This is a genomic window from Rhodococcus sp. NPDC058505, from assembly GCF_042720095.1.
Classification (GTDB): domain Bacteria; phylum Actinomycetota; class Actinomycetes; order Mycobacteriales; family Mycobacteriaceae; genus Rhodococcus_G.
In genome coordinates this window covers 15,682-35,669 of sequence record NZ_JBHXNB010000023.1, presented here as the reverse complement: position 1 = coordinate 35,669, position 19,988 = coordinate 15,682, and the positions used below count along the sequence as shown (strand labels likewise).

The window sequence follows — 19,988 nt, the reverse complement described above, 5'->3', positions numbered from 1 at the left end:
CGCGAGTTGGTCGTTCTCGGGTCGATGCCGCGTGCAACAACGGTAAAACGACTAACTCGCGGGGGGATTCTGTTCCCGGTCGAGGTCGCCGACGATGCCGAGCCCGTCCCGACCCCGCTGCTCGCGGTAGGCGACGCGGCCGACGACGTGCGCGATGACCGGCGCGGTGACGAGGGTGAACAGCCCGACCAGCACCAGCATCCAGATGTCGACGTTGCCGCGCAGCCGGACGACGCACCCGAACAGCACCAGGAGCATGCCGATGACCTGGGGTTTGGTCGCCGGGTGCATGCGGGAGAGGGTGTCGGCGAAGCGGACGATGCCCAGCGCCGCGGTCATCGCGAGCAGCGCACCGAGCAGGATCGCGATCGCGGCGAGGACGTCGAGTGCGGCGCTCACTGGTCGTCACGCACCCGGAAACGGGCCACCGACACCGAGCCGATGAAGCCGACCAGCGACAGCGCGACGATCGCCGGGACCAGGGTGGTGTCCATGCTGTACGCCGCCCACAGCGCGAGACCGCAGATCGCGACCGCGACCAGGGTGTCCATCGCGACGAGGCGGTCCAGGGTGTGCGGGCCCGCGAGGAGCCGGTACGAGGTGAGCACGGCGGCGATCGACATCATCACGCCTGCGATCACGATCACGGTCGTCATCGGGGGCTCCTTTCGGTGGCGTTGTCGTCGGGCAGCGGGGCGGGTGTCCACTCGGTGTCCCGCTCGAAGGCCTGGATGAACAGGCGGTCCAGCTGCCGGACGGTCCGGTGGAAGTGGCGCACCGCCTTGTCGGTGCCGATGTCGAGGACGTGCACGTACACGACGCGCTTGACGCGGTCGACCTCGAGAACCAGGGTGCCGGGGATCAGGTTCAGCACGTCAACGCACAGCGTCAGCACGAGGTCGGACTTGATGCCGAGCCTGCAGCGCAGCACCCCGGTCACCGGCAGCGGCCCCGGCCGCACCGACAGCCACGCGACCTGCACGCTCGACTGCGCGGCGTAGCCGAGCGCGAGGCCGATCAGCTTGATCACCGACCACAGGTGGATCCGCCCCTGCACCGGCACCCGGGGCAGCGGCAGCAGCACCGTGATCAGGGTGGCGACGACCACCCCGCCGAGAATGTTGGCGGCGGACACGGTGCCCCACAGCAGCACCCACACGAGGACCAGCCACACCAGCGACGCCGCCCGCAGCGCCAGCGCCCGCGTCATCGGTCGCCCCCGGACGCCGTCGCCTGCTCGTGGTGGCCGGGCCCGAGGACCGCCTCGATGTAGATGGACCGGTCCTGCAGGTCCGCGGCTGCCCGGTCGGTGACCGCGATGATCTGACCGGCGAACACCGTCAGCGCGATCCCGACACCGACCAGCGCGATCGTCGGTGCCAGCATCAGCGCGGGCATCCGCCCGACGTCCTCGCGGTCGACGAACGCGATGTCTTCCTCGGACTCGTCGATCAGGGCGGACGGGCTGACGTCCGCGAGGTCACCCTCCGGGGCGTCGGCGCGGGCCCGCCAGAAGGCCTTCGTCCATACCCGGGCGACGACGTACAGGGTCAGCAGGCTGGTGACGGTGCCGCCGGCGACGAGGATCCACGACAGCACGCTCGGGTGCGCGGCACCGGCCTGCAGCAGCGCGATCTTGCCGATGAATCCGGAGAACGGGGGGATACCGCCGAGGTTGAGGGCCGGGATCAGGAACACGATCGCCAGCACCGGGCTTGCCGCGGCGAGACCGCCGAGCCGCCGCAGCGACGACGATCCGGCCTGCCGTTCGATCAGACCGACGACCAGGAACAGTGTGGTCTGCACGATGATGTGGTGCGCGACGTAGTAGATGGCGCCGGACAGGCCCTGCTCGGTGGACAGTGCGATGCCGAACACCATGTAGCCGATGTGGCTGATCAGCGTGAACGACAGCAGTCGCTTGATGTCGGACTGGGCGATCGCACCGAGGATGCCGACGATCATCGTCAGCAGCCCGCACACCAGCAGGACGTCGTCGAGCTCGCCCTGCGGGAACAGCAGCGTGTGCGCCCGGATGATCGCGTACACCCCGACCTTGGTGAGCAGGCCGGCGAACACCGCGGTGACCGGGGCGGGCGCGGTCGGGTAGGAGTCCGGTAGCCAGGTGGACAGCGGGAACACCGCCGCCTTGATCCCGAACGCGACGAGCAGCACCCCGAAGATCGCCATCCGTGTCCCGGCGGGAATGTCATCGAGCCGGACCGCCATCTGGGCCAGGTTGAGGGTGCCGGTCGCGCCGTACGCGAGGGCGATGCCGATCAGGAAGATCAGCGACGACACCATCGACACCATCACGTAGGAGACGCCCGCGCGGACCCGGTCGGCGCTGGCACCGAGGGTGAGCAGCACGAACGACGCCGCAAGCAGCACCTCGAACCCGACGTACAGGTTGAACAGGTCGCCAGCGAGGAACGCGTTGGAGATGCCCGCGGCGAGCGCGAGGTAGGTGGGCAGGAAGATCGACACCGGCTGGCGTTCGGTGCCGTCATGGATGCCCTGACCGACCGCGAAGGCCATGACGGCGAGCAGCACGGTGTAGGAGACGACGAGCATGGTCGCGGACAGCCGGTCCACGACGAGGGTGATGCCGATCGGGGAGTCCCACCCGCCGACCTGCAGCGCGGAGATGCCGTCCCGGTCGGCGAGGTAGAGCAGCGCAACGGACACCGCGAGCCCGGCGGTGAGCGCCGCGATGGTGATGGCGCGCTGGAACCGGGGCCGGCGGCCGCCGACGAGGGTGACGGCCGCGGCCAGCATCGGCACCAGCACCGGCAGCGGGGTGAGGTTCTGGACCAGCGTCATCGGCGGTCACCACCGGTGGGCAGCGGGTCGCGTGGATCGTCGTCGCCGTCCGGGTCGGACTTGTTGTCGCCGTCCGGGTCGGACGTGTTGTTGCCGTCCGGGTCGGACATGGTGTCACCGTTCGGGTCGAACTCGTCGAAGTCGCCCTCACGCAGGTCCTCGTACACCTCGAGGTCCTCGAGGTTCTTGAGCTGTTCCAGGGGGATGGGATTGCCCTTGTCGTCGAAGGCGTCGCCGCTGAACGTGGAGTCGCCGGTGATCGGGTCGTCGGAGCGGTCGTGGTCGGGGGCCTCGGCCGGGCTGCGGCGGGTCTTGACCTTGGTGTCCTCGACGTCGTCCTCGACCGCGTCCTTGGTGTTGATCTTGTAGGACCGGTACGCCAGGGCCAGCACGAACGCGGCGATGCCCATCGTGATCACGATCGCGGTCAGGATCATCGCCTGCGCCAGCGGGTCGGCCATCGTGTCGTACACGTCGTTGGACCGGCCGACGATCGGGGCGCTGCCGGGCGGGCCGCCCATCGTGAGGATCAGCAGGTTGACGCCGTTGCCGAACAGCAGCAGGCCCAGCAGCATCTTCGTGATGGACCGCTCGAGCAGCAGATAGACGCCGGTCGCGATCAGGACGCCGATGACGAGGAGGAACCCGATGTTCACGCTCATCGCGCTGCCACCTCCTCCGGCCGGGTCTCGACCTCGGCGTCGAGGCGCGCCCCGAGGCTGCGCAGCACATCGAGGACGAGCCCGACGACGATCAGATACACCCCGAGGTCGAAGAACAGCGCGGTGACCAGCTTGATGTCGCCGAGCAGCGGCAGCGTCACTTCGATCGTCGCGGACGACAGCGCGGGTGCGCCGAGGAACAGTGAGGTCAGCGCGGTTCCCGCGGCGAAGATCAGGCCGAGGCCGAGGATCTTGCCCGCGTCGATCGGCACGGTTTCGCCGAGTTCGTAGCGGCCGCCGGCAAGGTAGCGCAGGACCAGTGCGAGCCCGGCCGTCAGGCCACCCGCGAAGCCGCCGCCGGGGGCGTTGTGGCCGGAGAAGAAGAAGTACACCGACAGCACCATCATCGTCGGGAAGATCATCCGGGTGGTGACCTCGAGGATCAGCGACCGGTGTCGGGGGTCGATCAGGTCGCCGCCCCGCAGCCACGTCGTCTCCGAGGCCGGGGACTCGAACTCGGGAACGTCCGCGACCCGCGGCGCGCTGCCGAATCGGCGGTTGCGGAACACCAGCGAGGCGACGCCGGTCGCGGCGACCAGCAGCACGCAGATCTCGCCGAGGGTGTCCCAGGCGCGGATGTCGACGAGCAGCACGTTGACGACGTTCTTGCCGTTGCCGACGTGGTAGGCGAGGTCCGGCATGTGCACGGAGATCGGTTCGGTGCTGCGGGCGCTCATCGCGAAGGCGCCGAGCGCGGTCACCATCGCGCCGACCGCCGCGCCGAGCAGCGCCCGCCCCGGCTTGAACCCGACGGACTGGCGTTCGTCGGTTTCGGCGGGCAGTTTGCGCAGCACCAGCACGAAGATCACCAGGGTCAGCGTCTCGACCAGGAACTGGGTCAGCGCGAGGTCGGGGGCGCCGTCGAGGGCGAAGATGACGCCGCAGCCGTAGCCGGTGACGCCGACCAGGATGACGGCGGCGAGCCGGTTGCGCATCACCGTCGCGGCCAGCGCGGCCGCGATCATGATGAGGCCGACGGCGAACTGGATCGGCGACTCCCACAACCGCAGCCGGGTCGTGGTGTCGGTGCCGAGCACCAGCAGGATTGTCGGCAGCAGCACCAGCGTGATCAGGATGGTGGCCTGGGTCAGTGGCAGCGAACCACGCTGGGTGGTGCCGGTCAGGCGCAGCGAGACGGTGTCCATGCCGCGCAGCGTCGCGTCGTAGACCCGTTCGGCGTTGCCGAGCGGGGCGTGCTCGAATCGCAGCCTGCTGACCCGACGGTGCATCAGGTACACCCCGACGCCGCCCGCGACGACCAGCACGGTCAGCCACAGCGCGAGCCCGAACCCGTGCCACAGCGCGAGGTGGTAGTGCTGGCTGCCGGGCAGGCTGTTCGCGTACGCGCTGAGCAGGGCGTCCATCACCGGCGAGATCAGGCCCGTGACCAGCCCGGCCGCCGCCAGCACCGTCGGAACCGCAAGGAACAGCAGACCGGGCCGGTGCATGGCCGCGACCGCGGGGCTCGGGTGGGTGAGCTGCTTGCGGCCGAACGCGCCCCAGATGAAGCGGATGCTGTAGGCGACGGTGAGGATCGACCCGGCAACGATGCCCGCCAGTTCGATCCAGCGGACGGTCGGATTGAGCACCGACGCGGTGGCGATCGCCTCGAGGGCGCCCTCCTTGCCGACGAACCCGAAGAACGGGGGCAGCCCGGCCATGCTGGCCGCGGCCGCGATCGCGACGAGGCATAGCACCGGCGCGGCCCTGCCGAGGTGCGCGAGCTTGCGGATGTCGCGGGTGCCGGTGGTGTGGTCGATGATGCCGACGACCATGAACAGGGCGGCCTTGAACATGGCGTGCGCGACGACCAGCGCCATCCCCGCGAGGGCGGCGTCGCGGGTGCCGGTGCCGACCAGGACGGTGAGGAAGCCGAGCTGGCTGACGGTGCCGAAGGCGAGGATCAGTTTGAGGTCGAACGCCCGCATCGCCCGCCAGCCGCCGAGCAGCATGGTGCCGAGGCCGAGCGTCATCACGGTGACCCGCCACGGTCCGGAGTCGGCGAACCCCGGTGCCAGCCTGGCGATCAGGTAGATGCCCGCCTTCACCATCGCGGCGGCGTGCAGGTAGGCGCTGACCGGGGTGGGTGCGGCCATCGCTCCGGGCAGCCAGAAATGCATCGGGATGATCGCGGACTTCGACAGCGCGCCGATCAGCACCAGCACTACGCCGACCGCGGGGAGCCAGCCGCCGGGCGGGTTCTCCAGCAGCACCGAGATCTGGTAGCTGCCGCCGACCTGACCGAGGATGATGAAGCCGACCAGCATCGCGAGGCCGCCCGCGGTGGTCACCAGCAGGGCCTGGGTGGCGGCCCGTCGGCTCGACGCGCGTTCGGCGTAGTGACCGACCAGCAGGAACGACAGGATCGTCGTCAGTTCCCAGAACGTGTAGAGGATGAGCATGTTGTCGCTGGTGACCAGGCCGAACATGGCGCCGGCGAACGCGACCATCTCGGCGGCGAAGATGCCGAGCCGGGTCTCGTCGTTCTGGAAGTACCGCGAGCAGTAGATCAGCACGAGGGTGCCGATGCCGAGGATCAGCGCGGACATGATCGCGGCGAGGGAGTCGAACCGCATGTCGATGTCCATCGACAGGCCCGGAGCCCAGCTGATGTGCAGCGACTGTTCGGTGTTCCAGTTCGCGATCACCCACACCAGTGACCCGGCGGGCACCAGCGACAGCGGCAGAAATGCGTTGCGCCCCATTGTTCGCACGGCAGCTGGCGCCAGAACGGCGGCGATTGCGTGGGCGAACAATATAGCGAGCAAGGGCACTCCGTCGGGGGTCGTTGCCGTGCGGCGGCGGGGTGTCGATACGCCCGGGAGTATCCGGGCGGTGATGTCCAGTTTAGGGCACGCCAGCTTTCTTCCTGCAGGCGGCTCCGCCTACCCCACGAAGCATTGAACGGGGGTTCATGTGCCATCCGCCGTCCGGAACTGGCACATGAACCCCCGTTCAATGCATGGGGCGGGGCGGGAGGCGCGGGGCGAGGCGGCGGTGTCAGCGATCCTCGGTGCGCTGCCGCAGTGCCCCCACCGCGGCGACGAGGGTCAGCGTGACCAGCGTCATCGCCAGGGCCACCGCGGGCAGGTCCGGCGGCGCGGTCGCCAGCGCACCCCGCGGCAGCTCGGTGAACGGGGACTGCGCCCCCAGCAGCCCCGACTCCGATGCCTGCCCGGCGACCGTCAGCGCGCTCGGCACGAACAGCACCGCGAGGCCGGCCACCGTCGCCCCCGACCTCGCGCCGACGCAGGAGCCGACCGCATACCCGGCGACCGGGGCGAGCGCGAACGAGCGGAGCACGTCGCCCAGCCCATCCGCGACGTCCGGCAGCACGCCGATCAGGCACACCGCCGCCAACAGGGTCAGCCCGACCACGACGCCCGGCCACCGCACGCCGGCCACCACGCCCACCGTCACCCCGACCGCCAGGATCGCGACCCCGACCCAGGTGAGGTCGGACGTGCCGGGCAGCGTGCCCGCGGCCGCGGCGACGATCGCGGTGGTCGTGAGCAGCAGTGTCCCGTCCTGCCCATCGAGCAGGAACGCGGCCCCGATCACGACCGTGACGAACGCCCCGAGCAGCACCCAGGTCACGGTGCGATTGTCCTGTGTCGCACCGATCGCCGCGTTCGTCACCAGGGCGGCGAGCACGACGGCGAGGGTGACGGTTCCGCCCCGCGTCGACGGCCGCGCGGCGCGCCCGCCGCCGAGCAGCAGCGCGAACAGCGTTGCGACCGCCGCGGGCAGCACCAGCCACCACGGCGCCGGATCGACGGCGTTGCCCGCGTCGGTGAGCGGCGCGTACGCGGTCCAGCCGACCGTCATCGGGAGATCGAGCCGTGCGGTGGCATAGGGCACGAGCAGGAACGCGGCAAGCGCACCCCCGGTCACCGCCACCTCCTCGGCCCGGCCGGTGGCGGCGACCACCGCACCGCCGAGCGCAAGGCCCGCGCCGATGCCCGCGACGTAGGTCGCCGCGATCAGCCACTCCACCTGTCGCGCATCGCTGTTCACCACCAGCACCGCGACCGACAGGCCGAGCCCGAGCAGCGCCGCCAGCCGCGCGGTGCGGACCGAGCCGCGCCGCGACAACGCCCCGGCGGCCGCGACCGCCACCAGCAGTCCGACCGCGGCGGCGAGCGACCGGCTGGTCAGCAACGCCCGGATCTGCCCCTCCGATCCGGCAACCCCGAAGGTTGCCGCCAGCGGGGTCATCAACGCCCAGCCCGCCGCGGCCGCGGTCAGCAGCGCGGCCAGGAAGGCGACGGTGCTCCGCGCGGTCGTCACCGGACCGCCCGGACGCCGCGAACGCCCCACGCGCAGAACGCGACCGCGACCGCGAGGGCGATGCCCGCCATCCGATCGTCGTAGCTACTGATCGCAAAGAAGGCGTCGAGGTCCTCCGAATACGCTCGTGACATCTCGACGCCACGCAGCGGTTCGTAGGCGCCGTCGAAGATGACATTCGGGGAGTGCGGCACGATCACCGTCGCCGCCGCGTGGAACACGGTGGACGCGAACGGGATCGCCAGCCCGACGGCGGCGACCGCCGCCGACCCGGGCAGGGCGGATGCCAGCGCCCAGCCCGCGCCGACCCCGACCACCGCGAGCCGCACCAGCAGCAGCGGTCCCTGGGCGCCGAGGTCCGGCCAGATCGCGCCGACCACCGGAACCGCCGCTGCCACCGCCAGTCCCGCGATCGGGGCCGGACGGCGGACCGCGACCGCGACGCCGACGGCGACCGCGACGGCGGCCACCGCGACCACGGCGGCGGACGGGACGTCGCGGAACGGGTTGCGCAGATCGACGAGGACCGGCATCGCGGCCGCCGCGACGCCGGTCGCCGCGAGCACGATCGCCCCGTCACCGGACCGGGTTCGGCGGGCGATCAGCCGGGCGCATACCTCGGTTGCGACCAGAACCACCACCATCGCGACCGCGATCACCACCCACTGCCGGAGCCGGGTGTCGTTGCCGCCCTGCCCGATCCAGGCGATCTGCAGCCGGTTGACCGCCGCGAGCACCACGACGGTCAGCAGCGCGGCACCGGCCTCGGGGCCGGTGATCCGGGGGATCCGGGACGACACGTTCGCGGTGGCCGCGGCGGCCGCCGCCAGCGCGAGGGTCACCCCGATCAGCCACCACGCGGGCTCGCCGAGGGTCGAGGTGCTCTCCCGTGCCGCCGCGGCACCCCACGCGGACACCGACAGAAAGCCCGCGAGCCCGCCAGCGGCGACCGCGCGCTGCGCGCCCCGGTGACCCCACCCGGCGGCGACCGCGGCGCCGAGCAGCGCCCCGGCGGCGAGACACTTGACGGTGTGCAGCGCGATCAGCCCGTCGACCCCCGCGACGCCGGGCACCGCGAGGCGGACGCCGAGCAGGACCGCGACGCAGGCCGCCGCGACCGCCCACCCGATCCGCCTCGACCCGTTCCGCGCCAGCGCAGCACAGGTTGCGGCCGCGACCACCACGGCGACGGCGATCGCGGTCGGTTGCGCGCTCAGCCACCGGTCGAGTTCGCGCCCCGAGGTGTGGACCGCCCACCTCCCGCCGGGCGGATCGGTGAGCACGAACGCCGCCAGGTAGCCGCCGAATAGTCCGGCGAGCGCGGGGACAGCGGCGCGGGGCGTGACAGGCATTGCCCGACGCTAACCGAACACGTGCCCGGATGCGCCGAGTGTGGGGCCCGGGCGTGCCACGATGTGCGCACCACAACACGAGGCGAGGAACGCACCATGGAATCGATCACCGAGAAGGCCACCACGCTCCTCGGGCTGCACCGGCCCGGGGAGCCGGTGATCCTTCCGACCGTCTGGGATGCGTGGTCGGCGAAGCTCGCCGTCGAGGCCGGTTTCGCGGCCCTCACCGTCGGTTCGCATCCGGTGGCCGACTCCCTCGGTCGCGCCGACAACGAGGGCATGAGCTTCACCGAACTGCTCACCCGTGTCGCCCAGATCACCGCGGCGGTCGACCTTCCGGTCTCGGTGGACATCGAGTCCGGTTACGGCCAGACGCCGGAGACCCTGATCAACGGTCTCGTCGAGGCCGGGGCGGTCGGGCTCAACATCGAGGACACCGTGCACGGTGAGGGCGGCAGGCTGCGGGAGGCGCAGGAGCACGCCGATGTTGTCGGGGGCCTGCGCCGCGCCGCGGACGCGGTCGGGGTGCATGTGGTGATCAACGCCCGCACCGACCTGTTTCTGCGGCGGGTCGGTGACGAGTCGGATCGGGTGCAGCGGGCCATTGCCCGGCTGACCCTCGCCGCGGAGGCGGGCGCGGATTGCCTGTACCCGGTGGGCTTCCACACCGACGAGGTGCATCGCGAGCTGACGGCGGCGCTGCCGCTGCCGGTCAATGCGATCGCCGACCCCGCCAGCGGCGAGAGGGCGAGCTATGCGGCGCTCGGCGTCGGACGGGTCAGCTTCGGCCCGCTGCTTCAGGCTGCGCTTGCGGTGCGCGCCAACGAGATTCTGGCGGGTTGGCGCTGACCGGCCCCGCTATCAGCGGCCCTCGGCGTAGGCGGCGAGGTGGGCGACCTGATCGGGGTCGAGGGACGGGCGGACGGTTGCGCGGGCGGTGGCCACGTCGTCGGAGGTGACGTCGGCGGCGTCCACGTTGCGGCGCATCGCGGACAGCGCCGCCTCACGCAGCAGCGCGGAGCAGTCGGCGGCGGAGTAGCCGTCCAGGTCGGCGGCGAGTGCTTCGAGGTCGACGTCGGCGGCCAGCGGGACGGAACGTCCTGCCGTGCGCAGGATCTCGAGCCGGGCCTCGGCGTCCGGCGGCGGAACGAACACCAGCTTCTCCAACCGTCCGGGCCGCAGCAGCGCCGGGTCGATCAGGTCCGGCCGGTTGGTGGCACCGACCACGACGACGTCGCGGAGCGGCTCCACCCCGTCGAGTTCGGTGAGCAGCGCCGCGACGACCCGGTCGGTGACCCCCGAGTCGGTGGACTGCCCGCGCCGCGGGGCCAGCGCGTCCACCTCATCGAGGAAGATCATCGACGGTGCCGAGTCCCGTGCCCGCTGGAACAGTTCGCGCACCGCCCGCTCCGATGCGCCGACCCACTTGTCCATCAGCTCCGCGCCCTTGACCGCATGCACCGACAGCTGACCGGAACTGGCAAGCGCCCGAACCAGATACGTCTTTCCGCAGCCGGGAGGTCCGTACAGCAGTACGCCGCGCGGCGGATCGACGCCGAGGCGCGCGAACGAATCGGGGTGCTGCAATGGCCACAGCACGGCCTCGGTCAGCGCCTGCTTGGTCTCCACCATGTCCCCGACGTCGTCGAGGGTGACCGACCCGACCGCCAACTCCTCGGTCCCGGACCGGGACAGCGGCCGGATCACGTCGAGCGCGCCGAGCAGGTCGGCGTGTTCGAGTCGCGGGTCGGTGCGGTCGGCGCTGGCGCGTGCGGCCGCCCGCATCGCCGCCTCCCGTACCAGTGCCGCGAGGTCGGCGGCAACGAATCCCGGGGCGCGGGAGGCGATCACGTCGAGGTCGAGGGTCGCGGTCGGCACCCGGCGGAGCAGCAGCTCGAGCAGTGATCGGCGGGTGCCTGCGTCCGGGAGTGGGATGGTCAGTTCGCGGTCGCAGACGTCCTGCCCGCGGGCCCGGCCGTCGAGGGCGTCGGGGTGGGCGGTGGTGGCGACGAACGCGACCCCCGGGGTGTCCACCGCGCGCCGCAGCTCGTCGAGGATCAGCGTCGACACCGGATCCGGCTCGGCGGGCAGCAGCGCATCCAGGTCGGTGATCAGCAGCACGCCACGGTCGTGGCGGAGGTGCGCGACGGCGTCGGCGACGCGCTGCAGCCGCGCGGCGGAGTCGAGTGCGCCGACGGTGGGTCCGTCCAGCTCGACCACGCCGCGCCCGGCGAGCACAGCCCGCGCCAATGTCGCCTTCCCTACCCCGGCGGGCCCGGTGACGAGGACGCCGAGATGGGCCGACGCACCGAGGGTGTGCAGCAGTTCCGGCTCGTCGAGTGCGAGGGTGAGCCATTCCGCGAGCTTGGCTGCCTGTGCGGCGACCCCGACCAGGTCGCGCACCGGCACCGCGTCCGTGCGGCGCACCTCCGGCTCCCGGACCGCCCGCGGTTCGGCGTCGGGTGACGCGGCGGCGCGGTGGGTTTCGCCCCAGCCGACGGCCGAGTTGGGTTGCACGCTCACCGGTCCGGCCGGGTCGACGGCCGTCACCGTCAGCAATTCGGATGTCCAGGTCACCCCGAAGGTGCGGGACAGCGACTGGGTCGCCACGGTGGTGGAGGTGCCGGGGCCGAGGTCGCGGGGCAGCAGGGACACGGTGTCCCCGACGGTGACGACCTTCCCCAGCAAGGCCTGCCGCAGCGTGGTGTCGGAGATCGAGCGGGTTGCCAGCGCGGATCCGCTGACGGTGACGGTGCGGGCGCCGTACACGGTTTCTGGTGAAATCACCACCCGCGCATCTTCTTTCACTCGCGCATTCGACAGGGTGACGTCGTCGAGGAGGGCGGTGCCGGTGGGGGTTCCGGACGGCGCGAGCGCGACAACGGCGGCGGTCCGGCGGCCGCCGACGACCGCGATCCCGTCCCATTCCCGCAGTCCCAGCGCGGCAAGGGCCTCGGGGTGCAGGCGCACCACCCCGCGGCGGGCGTCGGCGGCGGACGTGTTCAGTCGGGCGGTGAGGGCGAGTTCCGGGGACGTCACGGAACCCACCCTAGTTGTGATCGGTGGGGAACCGCGCCGACCAGTCGTGCAGCGCCGCGCTGAACTCCAGCGACTGCGGGAGCGGCACGATCATGTCCAGCGGGCCGGGCGGGAGCGGGCCCAGCTCGTCGAGCAGGTGATTGGCATTGGTGAAATGCGCGAAATGCAGGTCGGTGTGGCCCAATTCGTCGCGGATCGGCCCCACCTGCGCGCAGTTGACGTTCAGGTCCTTGTCGGAACACGTCAGCAGGACCGGGGTGCTGTCGGGGACGGCGGCGGCCAACCGCACCGGGTCGAGCGCGTCGGCTTCGGCGAGGAATTTCGCGTTCGAGCGGACCAGGCCGATGCTCGCGAGCAGCGGATCCGGTCGGGCGGGCAGGGTGCCGGACTCGCGCAGGCCCGCGATGGTGTCGCGGAGCGTGGCGCGGGCGGCGTCGGCGTCGGCGACCGACATCTGGCCGATCCGGACGGCCTGATCGAGTTGGGTGTTCAGTTGCGCGGTGAGCAGGTCCAGGTAGCGCATCGGGAGCGGGGCAAGCAGCCCGAGGCCGCCGTGCCCGATGCCGCGCTCGGCGAGGGCGAGCGCCGTGAAGGCGCCCTCGCTGTGCCCGACCAGGATCAGCCGGTCCGTCGGAACGCCGGTGCGCTCGGCCAGCACCCGGGCGGCGGCCGCCGCGTGATCGACCTGCGCGGTAAAGCCGAACTCGGCGAGGCGTTCGGGCGGCAACCCGGCGAGGCCGGTGGCGCCGCTGCCGAGCTTGTCGAAACGCAGACTCGGGATGCCCTGCGCGGCCAGGTCGTCGGCTATCCGGCCGATCGTGTTCGCGGTCAGGCCCGGCTGGTTGCCGTTCCGGTCGGTCGGGCCGCTGCCCGGCAGCAGCAGGACCGCCGCACCCGTGCGCGGGTGCGCCGGTGCGCGGAGGCTGCCGTGCAGCACGAGGCCGCGCGCCTCGAAGGTGACTTCGGTGTCGGTGCCGGACGGGGCAACCGACGATCCGGCAACCGGAATCGGCCCGCGGACCGGGAGCGCCGAGGCCGTGGCGGGCAGGCCAACCGAGCCGATCGCCACCGCAGCGGGAAGGCCCGCGGCGAACATCCGTCGCATCGCCCGTCGCATCGTCGTCGTCATCTCTCTCATTTCGATCGCGGCCTGCGGAGCCCGAGGCGTTGCGCCGAACGCTTCGGCCGGTGACCGTCGGGTGCTCGTCGGATCGCGCGCCGCTCCGCGGGTTTGACGTCCCAGACCTCGGGTCGGGCGGCGACCCACCGCTTGGATCGGACCGCGAACGGGATGTGCACCAGGTACGCGAAGACGAGAACGATCAGCAGCACGTACGGGTAGGTGATCAGGGCGGCGCCGATCAGGGCGACCAGGATCAGCAGCACCGCCGCCATCCGCCGCGGAACGGAGAAGGTCTTCATCGCCAGCGTCGGGATCCGGCTGACGATCAGGACCGCCGACAGCACCGTCCACACCGACACCGGCCAGAACGACGACCACCAGCCGTCCCCCCACGCCTCATACGCGGCGATCGGGGTCAGGGCGATCAGGGCCCCGGCCGGGGCGGGCACACCGACGAAGAACTCGTTCGTGTACGACGGCGCGGACTCGTCGTCGAGAAGGGTGTTGAAGCGGGCCAGTCGCAGCACGATGCTCACCGCGTAGACCAGCGCCACCATCCAGCCCGCGTTGCTGCCGTCCAGCAGCGTCACGTACAGCACCAGTGCCGGTGCAACGCCGAACGAGATGGCGTCGGCGAGGGAGTCGAGCTCCGCGCCGATCTTCGTCGTCGCGTCGAGGAGGCGTGCGATCCGGCCGTCGAGCGAGTCGAGGACGGCGGCGACGCCGATCATCCCCAGCGCGACCCCGAGCTGGCCGCCGAGCGCGAACTTCACCGCGGACAGGCCGCTGCACAAGGCCAGGATCGTCAGCGTGCTCGGCAGCAGCAGCAGCCCGCTGGTTGCGACGCGGCGGGTGTTCGTCACGACCTCCGGCTGGCTCACGGGAGCTGCGCGAGCACGGTCTCGGCGCCGACGGCGCGCTGTCCCCTCTCCACCATCAGCGTGGTGCCGACGGGGAAGTAGGTGTCGACGCGGGAACCGAACCGGATCAGGCCGTACGTGTCACCGATCGGCAGTCGGTCGCCGACCTCGGCCTGGCAGACGATGCGCCGCGCAAGCAACCCGGCGATCTGCACGACCGCGACATCATGTCCGGACGGCGTCCGCAGCAGCATCGAGTTGCGCTCGTTGGCGTCGCTGGCCTCGGCCAGATCGGCGGACAGGAACTTTCCCGGCCGGTGCACGACCCGAAGGACCTCACCCGCGACGGGGCTCCGCTGCACGTGCACGTCGAGCACCGACAGGAAGATGCTGACCCGCGGCACCGGCTGATCGCCCATCGCCAGTTCCGCGGGCGGGACGGCGGTGTCGACGAGCGCCACCTCGCCGTCCGCGGGGGAGACCACCACGTTCGGCCGGTTCGGCGGCACCCGATGCGGGTGCCGGAAGAACGCGGCGCTCGCGCCGGCGGCGAGCAGGCCGGTGCGACGCAGCCACGGGCGACGGCGGCCGAGCACGGCAACGCCGAGCGGGGCGAGGACGAACGGCAACCCGGCGGGGTGCAGGGGTGGGATCGTGGTCCGGACCAGGTCGACGATGTGGGCGAGCCCGGTCGGCTGCGGAGTGCCAATGGGCATGGGTCGGCGGGCCACGAGATCCTCTTCGGTCGGGGACGGTGCGGGCGGCCGCGGGCTCGCCGCCCGCGGGCACTGCACAGGCTAGCCGAGTGGGGCCCGGTCGCCCCACCCCGAAAGCCGGCCTGGGCCCCCGGTCACCCGGCGTGCGCGGTCGCGGACTCCACCTCGCTCTTGATCCGGGCCAGTGTGGTGTTCATTCCCGACACCATCTCGACCTCGAAGTCCGCGGTCCCGCCCATGAATTTGTCGACGAGGAACGCGGAGACCTTGCTGGTCCCGGTCGGGGCCTCGCGGCGTTCGGTGACGCGGGTGCCGCGCTCGGTCGGGGTGAGCTCGTAGCTCCAGATGGTGCGGTTCTCCGCCACCCGCCAGGCGATGGCCGTGTTCGGGTCGAACCGGATGACCTTGCTGCTCGTCGGCCAGACGAGCAGGCCCTTCTTGTTCACGTTGACCGTCCTGGTGCCGGTGCGCACCGGCCCGCCGAAGACCTTCATCACCTTGCACTGCGGGCTCCACCTGCCCATGCGCTCGAGGTCGGAGATCACCCGCCAGACCGCGTCCGGTGCGGCGTCGATCTCGATGGTGGCTTCGAGGGTGTTCGTCACGGGGCTCTCCGGTTCGTTCGAAGTGTGTGGTACCGACGGTTACAGATGAGTCGGCTACCTATGATTCGTCGGCAGGTCGGGTTCGTCAAGGTCTCGCATCGCGCCTGCGGTAATGACTTGCCGGTGGACGGCGATGAACAGGGTATCCAGCCCATCGCCCGCCGCCCCCGTGGTCGGCACCCGCACCCGGAGCCTGCCGTGAAGATCCCCGTCGTTCGTCGCCCCGCCCATCGCGACCCGGTCCCGATGCTGCCGATCGGGCACGGCCTCGGCAGGCGGCCGTCCTGGCCGAGCGAGCGGCTCGAACGGCTGCTCACCCCGCACGAGGTCGACGACCTCGCCCGCGGCCACTTCACCCGCTGACGGGCCGGGTCGCGTCGCCGGGCCCGGCGGGCCCCCGGCCGTGGCACGATCGGTCGAATGACCGGATCGACCGACGAGGCCGCAACCGCCCAGCGGCTGCGCGACCTTGCCCGACTGCGACGCGTCCGGGACCGGATGGACCGCGACTACGCGCACCCGCTCGACGTCGAGGCCCTCGCCCGCGGCGTGCACATGTCCGCAGGGCACCTCAGCAGGCAGTTCCGGAAGGAGTACGGCGAATCCCCGTACTCCTACCTGATGACCCGGCGCATCGAACGCGCGATGGCCCTGCTGCGCCGCGGCGACCTCAGCGTCACCGAGGTCTGCTTCGCGGTCGGCTGTTCCTCGCTGGGCACGTTCAGCACCCGCTTCGCCGAACTCGTCGGCGTCCCGCCGAGCGTGTACCGGGACCAGCAGCGGTCCGACGCGGAGATGCAGTCGTGTGTCACCAAGCAGGTCACCAGACCGGTCAGGAATCGAGAAGCGCGGCCCGCCGCGCGGCCCTAGCGTGATGGACATGAACCTCACCATTCACTCGGCCTTCCTTCCCCACGACGACCGCGACGCCGCACTGGCGTTCTACCGCGACCTCCTCGGCTTCGAGGTCCGCAAGGAGGTCGGCTACAACGGGCTGTACTGGATCACCATCGGGCACCCGGACCAACCCGACACCTCCCTCGTCCTGCACCCGCCCGCCGCCGACCCCGGCATCACCGAGGACGAGCGCCGCACGATCACCGAGATGATGGCGAAGGGGACCTACGCGATCCTCACCCTCGCCACCCCCGACCTCGACCGGACGTTCGCGAAGCTGGAGTCCAGCGGCGCGGACATCGTGCAGGAACCGATCGAGCAGCCGTACGGCATCCGCGACTGCGCCGTCCGCGACCCCGCGGGCAACCTGCTGCGCATCAACGAGGTGACCCGATGAGCACCGCAGGGTCGACGATGGTGACCTCGGTGCTCCTCGGCGCCGCCGACGTCGCGGCCGCGGAGACGTTCTACCGCGGTCTCGGGCTCGGGTCCCGGATCGGCGTGCGCGCCGAGCAGGAGCCGTCCACCGGGTTCCGCGGCTACACGCTCTCGCTGGTGGTGTCCCAGCCCGGCAACGTCGACGCGTATGTCGCGGCCGCCCTCGCCGGGGGTGCGACCGAACTGAAGCCGGCTAGGAAGAGCCTGTGGGGGTACGGCGGCGCAGTGCAGGCCCCGGACGGCGCGATCTGGACGATCGCGAGTTCGTCGAAGAAGGACACCGGACCGGCGGTCCGACAGTTCGACGAGCTGGTCCTGCTGCTCGGGGTCGCGGACGTCAAGGCGAGCAAGCAGTTCTACGTCGACCGTGGGCTCGTCGTGCAGAAGAGCTTCGGCCGCAAGTACGTTCAGTTCGAGGCCGCGCCCGACGGCGTCACCCTCGCGCTGAACGGGCGTGCGGCGTTGGCGAAGAACGCGGGCGTGTCCCCCGAGGGCACCGGCTCGCACCGCATCGCGGTCCGCGGCACCGCGGGCCCCTGCACCGATCCGGACGGCTTCCGGTGGGAGACGGCGCCCGTATAAAGGGTTCGGACAGGCACGGAGACCACGGCCGCGACGGCGGCACCGTTCGACGGATGGAGACCACGTGAGCATGGCACCGACGACAACGCAGCCGGCCGGGCTGCCCGCCGCCGACAGCCACGACCTGATCCGCGTGCACGGTGCGCGGGAGAACAATCTCAAGAACGTCAGCGTCGACCTCCCTAAGCGGCGGCTGACGGTGTTCACCGGCGTCTCGGGGTCCGGCAAGAGTTCACTGGTGTTCGCGACGATCGCCGCCGAATCGCAGCGGATGATCAACGAGACCTACAGCGCGTTCGTGCAGGGCTTCATGCCGACGCTCGCGCGGCCCGACGTCGACGTGCTCGAGGGCCTGACGACGGCGATCATCGTCGACCAGGAGCGGATGGGCGCGAACCCGCGCTCGACGGTCGGCACCGCCACCGACGCGAACGCGATGCTGCGGATCCTGTTCAGCCGAATCGGCACGCCGCACATCGGCTCGCAGCAGGCGTTCTCGTTCAACGTCGCGTCGATCAGCGGTGCCGGGGCGGTCACCGTCGAAAAGGGCGGACTGGAGATCAAGGAGCGCAGAAGTTTCAGTGTCACCGGCGGGATGTGCCCGCGCTGCGAGGGCATGGGCACGGTCTCCGACTTCGACCTGACCGCGCTGTACGACGCCGACAAATCGCTGAACGAGGGCGCGCTGACGATCCCCGGCTACAGCATGGACGGCTGGTACGGCCGGATCTTCCGCGGCTGCGGATTCTTCGACCCCGACAAGCCGATTGCCAGGTTCACCAAGAAGCAGCTCGGCGACCTGCTGTACAAGGAACCAACCAAGGTCAAGGTCGAGGGCGTCAACGTCACCTACGAGGGCCTGATCCCGAAGATTCAGAAGTCGTTCCTGTCCAAGGACCGTGAGGCGATGCAGCCGCACATCCGGGCGTTCGTCGACCGTGCGATCACCTTCCAGACTTGCCCGGACTGCGCGGGAACCCGGCTCAGCGAGCTGGCCCGGTCGTCGAAGATCGCCGGCCTCAGCATCGCCGACGTGTGCGCGATGCAGATCAGCGACCTCGCCGAGTGGGTCGGCGGGCTGGACGAGGACACGGTGGCGCCGCTGCTGACGGCGCTGCGTCGCACGCTCGACTCGTTCGTCGAGATCGGCCTCGGTTACCTCAGCCTCGACCGCCCGGCGGGCACCCTGTCCGGGGGAGAGGCGCAGCGCACCAAGCTGATCCGGCATCTCGGGTCCTCGCTCACCGATGTCACCTATGTCTTCGACGAACCGACGATCGGTCTGCACCCGCACGACATCGCGCGGATGAACAACCTGCTGTTGCAGCTGCGCGACAAGGGAAACACCGTGCTCGTCGTCGAGCACAAGCCGGAGGCGATCGCGATCGCCGACCACGTCGTCGACCTCGGCCCGCGCGCGGGCACCGACGGCGGCGAGATCGTGTTCGAGGGCACCGTCGGCGAGCTCCGCGCCAGCGGCACCCTCACCGGACGGCATCTCGACGACCGCGCCTCACTCAAGCCTGCGGTGCGCACCGCCGCAGGCGCACTCGAGGTTCGCGGCGCCGACGCGCACAACCTGCGGGACGTGGACGTCGACCTCCCGTTGGGTGTGCTCGTCGTGGTGACCGGCGTCGCGGGCTCCGGCAAGAGTTCGCTGATCACGGGGTCGGTCGCGGGCCGGGACGGCGTGGTGTCCATCGATCAGGGCGCGATCAAGGGCTCGCGGCGCAGCAATCCCGCCACGTACACCGGGCTGCTCGATCCGATCCGGAAGGCGTTCGCGAAGGCCAACGGCGTCAAGCCGGGCCTGTTCAGCGCGAACTCCGACGGTGCGTGCCCGAACTGCAACGGCGCCGGGGTGATCTACTCGGACCTCGCGATGATGGGCGGCGTCTCGGCTCCGTGTGAGGTGTGCGAGGGGAAGCGGTTCCAGGCCGAGGTTCTCGAGTACACGTTCGGCGGCAGGGACATCAGCGAGGTGCTGACCATGTCGGCCGCCGAGGCCGAGGCGTTCTTCGGCAGCGGTGACGCGAAGCTTCCGGCGGCGCACCGGATCCTGGCCAGGCTCGTCGACGTTGGCCTCGGTTACGTGAAGATCGGTCAGCCGCTGACCACCCTGTCCGGCGGTGAGCGGCAACGCCTCAAGCTCGCCACCCACATGGGGGAGAAGGGTGACGTCCTCATCCTCGACGAGCCGACGACCGGCCTGCACCTCGCCGACGTGGAGAACCTCCTCGGCCTGCTCGACCGGCTGGTGGACTCCGGCAAGTCGGTGATCGTCATCGAGCACCATCAGGCGGTGATGGCGCACGCCGACTGGATCATCGACCTCGGTCCGGGTGCGGGCCACGACGGTGGTCGGGTGGTCTTCGAGGGTGCGCCCGCGGACCTGGTCGCCGCGCGCTCGACCCTCACCGGCACGCACCTCGCGGAGTACGTCGGCGCCTGATCCTCCACCGAACGGGCGGTTGTCGGGGCATCGGTCGAGAGCCCGTCCCGACAACCGCCCGTTCGGCCGTGCACGGTCGGGCAACTTGT

The 19,988-nt window shown here is 71.1% G+C and carries 19 protein-coding genes; 6 read left to right on the top strand and 13 right to left on the bottom strand.

Going from position 1 to position 19,988, the window contains the following annotated elements; all coding sequences use genetic code 11:
* Positions 1–51 precede the first annotated feature (51 nt).
* From mnhG to ACFWPA_RS16255, 8 genes are all read right to left on the bottom strand, one after another.
* Positions 52–399 carry a monovalent cation/H(+) antiporter subunit G gene (gene mnhG / locus ACFWPA_RS16290; RefSeq protein WP_378506096.1) on the bottom strand — a complete coding sequence of 116 codons (348 nt, stop codon included), beginning with the start codon at positions 397–399 and terminating at the stop codon, positions 52–54.
* Entirely contained in the window at positions 396–656 is a 261-nt protein-coding gene (locus ACFWPA_RS16285; RefSeq protein ID WP_378506097.1) for a monovalent cation/H+ antiporter complex subunit F, read from the bottom strand. The genes mnhG and ACFWPA_RS16285 overlap by 4 nt, the downstream gene beginning before the upstream one ends.
* Positions 653–1,210 (bottom strand): Na+/H+ antiporter subunit E, encoded by a 558-nt coding sequence (locus tag ACFWPA_RS16280; protein ID WP_378570962.1) that lies wholly within the window; start codon positions 1,208–1,210, stop codon positions 653–655. Before ACFWPA_RS16280 ends, ACFWPA_RS16285 begins: the two co-directional genes overlap by 4 nt.
* Complete coding sequence (locus ACFWPA_RS16275) at positions 1,207–2,823, bottom strand: Na+/H+ antiporter subunit D (RefSeq protein WP_378506099.1); 1,617 nt, start codon at positions 2,821–2,823, stop codon at positions 1,207–1,209. The genes ACFWPA_RS16280 and ACFWPA_RS16275 overlap by 4 nt, the downstream gene beginning before the upstream one ends.
* On the bottom strand, positions 2,820–3,485 hold the full coding sequence (locus ACFWPA_RS16270; protein ID WP_378570960.1) for a Na(+)/H(+) antiporter subunit C: 666 nt from the start codon (positions 3,483–3,485) through the stop codon (positions 2,820–2,822). Before ACFWPA_RS16270 ends, ACFWPA_RS16275 begins: the two co-directional genes overlap by 4 nt.
* On the bottom strand, positions 3,482–6,313 hold the full coding sequence (locus ACFWPA_RS16265; RefSeq protein ID WP_378570958.1) for a Na+/H+ antiporter subunit A: 2,832 nt from the start codon (positions 6,311–6,313) through the stop codon (positions 3,482–3,484). The genes ACFWPA_RS16270 and ACFWPA_RS16265 overlap by 4 nt, the downstream gene beginning before the upstream one ends.
* A 232-nt stretch (positions 6,314–6,545) precedes the next feature.
* On the bottom strand, positions 6,546–7,835 hold the full coding sequence (locus tag ACFWPA_RS16260) for a hypothetical protein (RefSeq protein WP_378506102.1): 1,290 nt from the start codon (positions 7,833–7,835) through the stop codon (positions 6,546–6,548).
* Complete coding sequence (locus ACFWPA_RS16255) at positions 7,832–9,187, bottom strand: hypothetical protein (protein ID WP_378506103.1); 1,356 nt, start codon at positions 9,185–9,187, stop codon at positions 7,832–7,834. Before ACFWPA_RS16255 ends, ACFWPA_RS16260 begins: the two co-directional genes overlap by 4 nt.
* 96 nt (positions 9,188–9,283) lie before the next feature.
* Here ACFWPA_RS16255 and ACFWPA_RS16250 point away from each other — a divergent pair, with 96 nt between their 5' ends.
* Positions 9,284–10,036, top strand: a complete 753-nt coding sequence (locus tag ACFWPA_RS16250) for an isocitrate lyase/phosphoenolpyruvate mutase family protein (protein ID WP_378506104.1) — start codon at positions 9,284–9,286, stop codon at positions 10,034–10,036.
* A gap of 12 nt (positions 10,037–10,048) precedes the next feature.
* Here the strand turns inward: ACFWPA_RS16250 and ACFWPA_RS16245 are convergent, their stop codons facing one another.
* The 5 genes from ACFWPA_RS16245 to ACFWPA_RS16225 all read right to left on the bottom strand — a co-directional run bounded on the left by ACFWPA_RS16245 (position 10,049) and on the right by ACFWPA_RS16225 (position 15,530).
* On the bottom strand, positions 10,049–12,226 hold the full coding sequence (locus ACFWPA_RS16245) for an AAA family ATPase (RefSeq protein ID WP_378506105.1): 2,178 nt from the start codon (positions 12,224–12,226) through the stop codon (positions 10,049–10,051).
* A 10-nt stretch (positions 12,227–12,236) separates the two neighbouring features.
* On the bottom strand, positions 12,237–13,355 hold the full coding sequence (locus ACFWPA_RS16240) for an alpha/beta hydrolase (protein WP_378570956.1): 1,119 nt from the start codon (positions 13,353–13,355) through the stop codon (positions 12,237–12,239).
* A 5-nt stretch (positions 13,356–13,360) separates the two neighbouring features.
* Positions 13,361–14,230, bottom strand: a complete 870-nt coding sequence (locus ACFWPA_RS16235) for a CDP-alcohol phosphatidyltransferase family protein (RefSeq protein ID WP_378506107.1) — start codon at positions 14,228–14,230, stop codon at positions 13,361–13,363.
* Entirely contained in the window at positions 14,227–14,940 is a 714-nt protein-coding gene (locus tag ACFWPA_RS16230; RefSeq protein WP_378506108.1) for a phosphatidylserine decarboxylase, read from the bottom strand. Before ACFWPA_RS16230 ends, ACFWPA_RS16235 begins: the two co-directional genes overlap by 4 nt.
* Before the next feature lie 119 nt (positions 14,941–15,059).
* Positions 15,060–15,530: an SRPBCC family protein gene (locus ACFWPA_RS16225; RefSeq protein WP_378506109.1), complete on the bottom strand. Its 471-nt coding sequence runs from the start codon at positions 15,528–15,530 to the stop codon at positions 15,060–15,062.
* Between the two features lie 198 nt (positions 15,531–15,728).
* Here ACFWPA_RS16225 and ACFWPA_RS16220 point away from each other — a divergent pair, with 198 nt between their 5' ends.
* From ACFWPA_RS16220 to ACFWPA_RS16200, 5 genes are all read left to right on the top strand, one after another.
* Positions 15,729–15,893, top strand: coding sequence for a hypothetical protein (locus tag ACFWPA_RS16220; RefSeq protein WP_378506110.1), 165 nt, complete (start codon positions 15,729–15,731; stop codon positions 15,891–15,893).
* A 57-nt stretch (positions 15,894–15,950) separates the two neighbouring features.
* Positions 15,951–16,400: a helix-turn-helix transcriptional regulator gene (locus ACFWPA_RS16215; protein ID WP_378506111.1), complete on the top strand. Its 450-nt coding sequence runs from the start codon at positions 15,951–15,953 to the stop codon at positions 16,398–16,400.
* Positions 16,401–16,410: 10 nt separating this feature from the next.
* Positions 16,411–16,824, top strand: a complete 414-nt coding sequence (locus tag ACFWPA_RS16210) for a VOC family protein (protein WP_378506112.1) — start codon at positions 16,411–16,413, stop codon at positions 16,822–16,824.
* Positions 16,821–17,447: a glyoxalase gene (locus tag ACFWPA_RS16205; RefSeq protein ID WP_378506113.1), complete on the top strand. Its 627-nt coding sequence runs from the start codon at positions 16,821–16,823 to the stop codon at positions 17,445–17,447. The genes ACFWPA_RS16210 and ACFWPA_RS16205 overlap by 4 nt, the downstream gene beginning before the upstream one ends.
* Before the next feature lie 70 nt (positions 17,448–17,517).
* Positions 17,518–19,899, top strand: coding sequence for an ATP-binding cassette domain-containing protein (locus tag ACFWPA_RS16200; RefSeq protein ID WP_378506393.1), 2,382 nt, complete (start codon positions 17,518–17,520; stop codon positions 19,897–19,899).
* Positions 19,900–19,988: the final 89 nt, after the last annotated feature.

What these genes read in the sequence shown, in the direction of transcription:
- ACFWPA_RS16285 (WP_378506097.1), bottom strand. Translation starts at nt 656, where the DNA reads ATGACGACCGTGATCGTGATCGCAGGCGTGATGATGTCGATCGCCGCC.
- ACFWPA_RS16280 (WP_378570962.1), bottom strand. Translation starts at nt 1,210, where the DNA reads ATGACGCGGGCGCTGGCGCTGCGGGCGGCGTCGCTGGTGTGGCTGGTC.
- ACFWPA_RS16275 (WP_378506099.1), bottom strand. Translation starts at nt 2,823, where the DNA reads ATGACGCTGGTCCAGAACCTCACCCCGCTGCCGGTGCTGGTGCCGATG.
- ACFWPA_RS16270 (WP_378570960.1), bottom strand. Translation starts at nt 3,485, where the DNA reads ATGAGCGTGAACATCGGGTTCCTCCTCGTCATCGGCGTCCTGATCGCG.
- ACFWPA_RS16255 (WP_378506103.1), bottom strand. Translation starts at nt 9,187, where the DNA reads ATGCCTGTCACGCCCCGCGCCGCTGTCCCCGCGCTCGCCGGACTATTC.
- ACFWPA_RS16250 (WP_378506104.1), top strand. Translation starts at nt 9,284, where the DNA reads ATGGAATCGATCACCGAGAAGGCCACCACGCTCCTCGGGCTGCACCGG.
- ACFWPA_RS16240 (WP_378570956.1), bottom strand. Translation starts at nt 13,355, where the DNA reads ATGACGACGACGATGCGACGGGCGATGCGACGGATGTTCGCCGCGGGC.
- ACFWPA_RS16215 (WP_378506111.1), top strand. Translation starts at nt 15,951, where the DNA reads ATGACCGGATCGACCGACGAGGCCGCAACCGCCCAGCGGCTGCGCGAC.
- ACFWPA_RS16210 (WP_378506112.1), top strand. Translation starts at nt 16,411, where the DNA reads ATGAACCTCACCATTCACTCGGCCTTCCTTCCCCACGACGACCGCGAC.
- ACFWPA_RS16205 (WP_378506113.1), top strand. Translation starts at nt 16,821, where the DNA reads ATGAGCACCGCAGGGTCGACGATGGTGACCTCGGTGCTCCTCGGCGCC.
- ACFWPA_RS16200 (WP_378506393.1), top strand. Translation starts at nt 17,518, where the DNA reads ATGGCACCGACGACAACGCAGCCGGCCGGGCTGCCCGCCGCCGACAGC.